The organism is Methylobacterium sp. (assembly GCF_028290105.1).
Lineage (GTDB): Bacteria > Pseudomonadota > Alphaproteobacteria > Rhizobiales > Beijerinckiaceae > Methylobacterium.
On the sequence record NZ_JAQGKL010000246.1, the window covers coordinates 1 to 5,831 of the forward strand.

Annotated in this window: 3 protein-coding genes, 1 tRNA gene and 1 pseudogene; 3 read left to right on the forward strand and 2 right to left on the reverse strand. The window is 69.1% G+C overall.

Features of this window, described 5'->3' with window-relative positions; translation table 11 throughout:
* A pseudogene (locus JWQ05_RS17400) lies at positions 1 to 504 on the reverse strand (alpha/beta hydrolase); the annotation flags it as partial.
* A gap of 507 nt (positions 505 to 1,011) precedes the next feature.
* Here JWQ05_RS17400 and JWQ05_RS17405 point away from each other — a divergent pair.
* Positions 1,012 to 1,101 (forward strand) — tRNA-Ser (locus tag JWQ05_RS17405).
* 142 nt (positions 1,102 to 1,243) lie between these two features.
* Here JWQ05_RS17405 and JWQ05_RS17410 read toward each other — a convergent pair.
* Positions 1,244 to 4,072, reverse strand: a complete 2,829-nt coding sequence (locus JWQ05_RS17410; RefSeq protein ID WP_299660990.1) for an ATP-binding protein — start codon at positions 4,070 to 4,072, stop codon at positions 1,244 to 1,246.
* Between the two features lie 347 nt (positions 4,073 to 4,419).
* On the opposite strand from JWQ05_RS17410, the gene JWQ05_RS17415 reads away from it, so the two are divergent.
* Together JWQ05_RS17415 and JWQ05_RS17420 are read left to right on the forward strand one after the other, a co-directional pair.
* A complete protein-coding gene (locus JWQ05_RS17415; RefSeq protein ID WP_299660993.1) occupies positions 4,420 to 4,914 on the forward strand; it encodes a TadE family protein in 495 nt (164 codons plus the stop codon).
* Between the two features lie 99 nt (positions 4,915 to 5,013).
* Positions 5,014 to 5,652: a TadE/TadG family type IV pilus assembly protein gene (locus tag JWQ05_RS17420; RefSeq protein WP_299660996.1), complete on the forward strand. Its 639-nt coding sequence runs from the start codon at positions 5,014 to 5,016 to the stop codon at positions 5,650 to 5,652.
* Positions 5,653 to 5,831 lie beyond the last annotated feature (179 nt).

Genomic DNA, 5,831 nt, shown 5'->3' on the forward strand with positions numbered 1-5,831 from the left:
GTCGAGGGCGCGGTGGATCTCGGCCACAATCTCGGAGAGGCTCGCCTCCGGCGCCAAGGTGTAGCCCGGCATCGCTGCGGAAAAGCCCGCTGCCAGAACTCCCTCCATCATGCAGGAGAAGTTCTCACGCGAGCGCGCCTGCCAATAGCCGCCGTGGATATGAACCAGACAAGGAGCCGAGCGCTCAGCCGCCGGGAACAGATCCCACTTGTTGCGCGGTCGAGGGCCATAGGCGAGATCGATCGTGCCGGCGTGCCGTGCACGCAGACGCGCGGAGTCGGCGGTCCATTCATCGACGATCTTCGCGCTGCCCGGCACCGCGGCGGAATTGTTGTAGGCGCCGTCGCGCTCGGCTCGTGTCAGGGTTGCCCAGTTGCCGGGAGCCGCGACCAGTCCTTGCGCGGATGCGGTGGTGCCGAGGCCCAGGGCGGTCACGGCGCTCGCGCCATTCACCAGGAAGCGCCGGCGGCTCGATCGAGCCATCTGCGGGTTTGCTTGCCTCATGCCGATGGCTCCTTGTGATCACGCCTCCCGCAACCTCACTGGGACGGTGCCGGAAAGCCAGCGGTTTCGTCACCGTCTCTCAGCGAAAACCTTTGGTCTTCGCGCCCATGCTGCGCTGAGCCCCGCGTCAGCCAGCCCAACCTTGGCAGCTGGATCGGAAACCGGCTCAGGCGGTCATCTCGGAGCCTCCATGGAGCGGTGCCACCCTGGAACTCACGACCTGCCCCGGATTCGCTTCCCTGGCTTGCGACCCGGATGCTCGCCAGCGGCATCCACCCCGAGATCGTGCAGGAGCGGCGAGAGCATCGGCATCACGCTCGATCTGTGCTTTCCGTCATCCCGGGATACAGGATTCGGTAGATCCAGGAGGTTTCCGCCGCGACGGTTGACGCGGCCACGCGGGCAGCCATAGACAGAAGCGCCGGTGGGTCAGGTCGCAAACCGGTAGCAGCGGGTCATTTCCTTGGTGCTTCGGCAGAGGCGAAGGTCCTCGTTCTGCAAGGACTTGGAAGGGTGGCCGAGTGGTTTAAGGCAGCGGTCTTGAAAACCGCCGTGGGGGCAACTCCACCGTGGGTTCGAATCCCACCCCTTCCGCCAGGATTCCTTGATCCTTAAGGGAGTTCGGATCGCGGGCGTTGTTCCGTTCCACCCGAAACATGCCTCGAGCGTTGCATCTCTGACCGGCCTTTTGGGTGGCAAGGCTTGCAACGCGATCGCTCCCATCGCCGGGGTGTTCGGCTTACGCCGAGAGGCGGATTCCGGTCGCGTCGGGGGCCGGATCGAGCCCCAGGCGCTCGCCGACCCGCTTCGCCGTGCGCTCGGTCAGGGGCACGAGACGCGCGATCGTGTCGGGGGTCGGGCAGCGTCCTTCGTTGCGGGCGGCGTCCTCGATCGTCGCGAGGGCCCGCGCCAGGGCGCGGCCGCCGATGTTGAGGCTCATGGAGCGCAGGCCGTGGGCCGCACGGGCCACCTCCTCCGCGCTGGTGGCGGCCCGGAGGGCGTCGAGGGCCGCAGGGGCATTCTCTTCGTAGAGGCCGAGGATGCGCGCGGCAAAGCCGGAGCCCGCCCGCTCGGCCATGTCGGCGAGACCGCCCACCACGTCCTCGTCGAGCAAGTCCTCGTCCGACAACTCGTCGGCTTCCGGCCGGCCAGTGCCCGCCTGCGCCGCGCTGCCGGCTCCGAGGTCGAATCCGCCCTCCCCTGGCAGGGTCGCCACCGGGCCGGAGGTCTCCACCAAGTCCAGGCTCTCGCCCGGGCCGAGGAAGCGCAGGAGCGTCTCCCCGAGCGCGCCGAGGGTGAAGGGCTTCGTCAGCGTCCCGTCCATGCCGGACCCGCGCCAGGCCTCCGCCTGCGCCCCCACCACGTGCGCCGTCAGCGCGACGATGGGCAGGCGCCCGAGGCCCCGCGCGGTCTCCTCCGCCCGGATCACGGCGGCGGCCGCATAGCCGTCGAGGATCGGCATGCTGCCGTCCATCAGAACGAGGTCGAACGCGCCCGTCCGGCAGGCGTCCACCGCGGCCTGCCCGTCCTCCACCATGACGATCGCGGTGATGCCGCAGCGGCCGAGCGCCGCGCGCGCCACCTCGCGGTTCACCGCGCTGTCGTCGGCCACCAGCACTCGGGCGGTGGGGAATTGCGGCACGGCGCTCCGGCTGTCCGCGAGGCGGGGACCGTGGCCTGCGAGGTCGCCGCCGCACGCCAGCGCGGACAGCGCCCGCGACCATTCCGCCTGGACGATCGGCCAGGTCAGGAGCGCATCGGCCCAGCCCGCCTTCAGGATGGACGCCCCGGCGGGATCGCCGAAGCGGGCCAGCGCCAGGACGCGGCCCGACGTGCTCGGACGGCGGCCCAGGGCATCGAGCGTCGCGGCATCCGCGATCCAGTGCGCGCCGGCCGTGCCCGGACCGACCGGCGTGAAGCCGGCCGCCGCGAGGGTTTCGCGCAAGGCGTCCCCGGTGGCCTCGCCCGAGACCGCCACGATGACGCCGGGCTCGATCGCCGGGTCGCGCCTCGGCGCGGTGCGGACGGAGGCGTCGGCGCGCTCCAGCGGCAGCTCGGTCCAGAAGGTCGAGCCCTCGCCGAGCCGGCTGTCGACGCCGATGCGCCCGCCCATGGCGAGGGCGAGGCGGTGGGCGATCGAGAGGCCGAGCCCGGTGCCGCCGAAGCGCCGGGTGGTCGATTGGTCGGCCTGGGAGAAGGCCGAGAAGATGCCGTCCACCTTGTCGGCGGCGATGCCGATTCCGGTGTCCCGCACGCTCAGCCGCAGGGTGCCCGCGGGCCCCGGCTCCAGGCGCACGCGCACCGAGCCACGCTGCGTGAACTTCAGGGCGTTGTTGACGAAGTTGCTCAGGATCTGGCCGAGCCGGACCGGATCGCCCAGCACCAGGGCCGGCACGTCGCCGGCGACCGTGGCGGCGAGATCCAGGCCGCCCTCGCGGGCCTTCTCGGCAAACAGCGAGACCACGGTGTCCACGATCTCGGCGGGATCGAGGGCGACGCGCTCGAGGTCGAGCTTGCCGGCCTCGACCTTCGCGAAATCGAGGATGTCGTTGATGATGGCGAGCAGGTTCTGGCCCGAACGGGCGATGACCTGCGCGTGCCGTTTCTGGTGCTCGGCCAGGTCCGCCTCGGCGAGGAGTTCGGCCATGACCAGCATGCCGTTCAGCGGCGTCCGGATCTCGTGGCTCATGGTGGCGAGGAAGGCCGACTTGGCGAGGTTCGCCGCCTCCGCCGCCTCCTTGGCCTCGTGCAGGTCGGCGGTGCGCTCCGCGACCTCGTTCTCCAAGTGCTCCATGTGCCGCGCCAGGCGATCATCGCGCTCGCGCACCGCCGCGAGGAGCGCGTTGAAGGAGCGGGCGAGGACCCCGACCTCGTCGTCGCGCGCGATCCGGGCGGTCTCGGTGTAATCCTGGCTCGCCCGCACCCGGTCCATGGTCCCGGCGAGCGCGGCGATCGGGTGGGTGATCGCCCGCTGCAGGCCGTAGGAGAGGCCGAGGCCGAGGCCGAGCGCGAGCAGCCACCCGATCGCGGAGGCCTTGAGCAGGTCGAGAACGCGGTCGAGGAGGTCCGTGGTGTCGGCCACGAGCACCAGGGTGCCGACCCGGCGGCCCGCTTCCATGATGGGAACCTGGACCTGCGCGGTTCGGCTCCACATCAGGGCGAAGGGCGATCCGCGATCGCCGAGGTCGATGTCGCTCGCGAGGCGGATGGCGAGGCCGCGGTCGACCAGGACCGAGCCGTCCGGGCGCTCGACTCCGGCATAGACGAGCTTCGAGTCCTTGTCGCCGATGGCGTTGAGGACGCGTCCGGCCATCGCGGCGTCACCGGCATCGACCGCCCGCGCGCTCGCGGCGGCGAAGACGCCCGCGATGGTGTTGAGCGACTCGCGCTTCACCTCGGCGTAGCGATGCACCTCCTGCCAGAGCGAGAAGGCCGTCGCCACGGCCAGGGCGAGCGCCACGGAGCCGAACACCGCCAGGGCGAGCCGGGCGGCGAGCGAACGCGCGAACCGCAGCCTCGGGCGGCGAAGGTTTTGGACGGACGGGAGGGCGCGGCGCGAATCGCTCATGATCGCCGAGCTTAAAGCGGGGTTCGTTTGGAGCGTCTTAACCGTCGCGCCTTCGGGGCCCACGCGACGGGTGCAGGCCCGCCATGTCCGAGCAAAGTGTTGGCGGAAAATTAAGCGCGGACTTGTATGTCGAGAGTCCGCTTGGTCTTGAGACAATCAATCTATGTTAGGTTTGTCACGGTCTGCTTCTCCGCGTGAAAGTGCGCGGGCTTGAAATGCAGGCTCTGATTGCAGAAGTCCTGCTCGTGCCCGCCGCGCTGTATCCGCAGGTCGGCATGCCTGTGGTTCAGGGGCGCAGCCGCGCAATTCAGCGTTCGCGTGCATTCGGAGCCGATCAGCGCGGCGCGATGGCGGTCGAATTCGCCATGATCCTGTTTCCGCTCTGCGTCCTGATCTTCTTCGTTCTCGAAGCTGCCCTGGTCTACTGGATTTCCTCGGCTTTGGACAACGGCCTCGATGCCTCCATGCGCCAGTTCTACGTCCAGGCCGGCGCCTCCACGCAGACGTTGAGCGACGGCATTCGCGCCGAACTGTGCCGGCAGGTGACGCCCCTCGTGAAGTGCGAGAACCTCAAGGTCGACATCGCCGCCTACGACAGCTTCGGCCGCATCGACAAGGCCAGCCCCGTCGACGGGGCGACGGGGACATGGCGGGCGGGGTTCGGGGATCTGCACGGTTGCCTGACCAAGGGCAGCGTCGTGGTGGTGCAGGCCGCCCTGGCCCAGCAGACCTTCCAGAATTTCGGCATCGTGACGAACCAGTTCAAGGATGGCAGCCGCCTGATCCTCGCGACATCCGTCCTTCAACTCGACGGCAATTCCACGGGCAGCACCGGATGCTAGAGCATTTCCAGGCGACCTGGACGCGGCCGACGTGAAGAGGACGCGACCCTTCCCGGAACGAAGCGCCGGTTCCCTCCGGACGAGGCCGGCGCGCGGGCGATGACGGGCGTACGGTCCAGGGCCTGGCATGGCGCGGGAGAGCGGATTCGCGCGCCGTTCGCGCGCGCCGAGGACGGCGTCGCGATCCTGGAATTCGCGCTGATCACCCCGATCCTGCTGCTGGTCTATTTCGGCACCGTCGAACTCTCCAGCGCCATGCGCCATGCCCGCAAGCTCGACATCCTGTCCCGGACCCTCGGCGACACCTTCTCCCAGCGCAACACACCCACCTTGGCGGAGGCCAGCGACATCTTTCAGGTCGCTCCCATCGTGATGGCACCCTTCGACAGCGCCGGCATGCAGATGACGGTGAGTGCGGTGGGGGTGGTCGGCGACGCGGATACGGGGGCCCTGCAGATCTGCTCCAGCGCGTCCGCGCCGAACTCGCCGATGCGCATCCCCGGCACCCTCGCCCCCGTCGAGGCGTCCGACAGCATCCAGGCCAAGGGCACGCGCCTCATCCTCGTGGAGATCGCGGCGGTCTACAAGCCGGTGACCGGGGCGGCCTTCTTCAAGGACGGCGCGGCCGGCTTCACCATGACGCGAAAGACGCTCTGGCCGATCCGCTACGGCCGCCGCTACACCAGCCAGAGCCCTGAGATCGTCATCGCGAACGGACTCCCCTGCCCCTTGCGCTGAACCGATACACCCACACTGAGCAATAAGACAGCGAACTAGCCGAAATTCACAAGGTAGGAAGGCAAGTCCTACGCTATCGGCGCACCATAAGCGGGCTTACGCGAATGCCTCCGCATCTGCTCGACCATGCTGCATCCACACGTTGCAGCCTCATGTCAGAACTGCCCCTTCCTCGACCC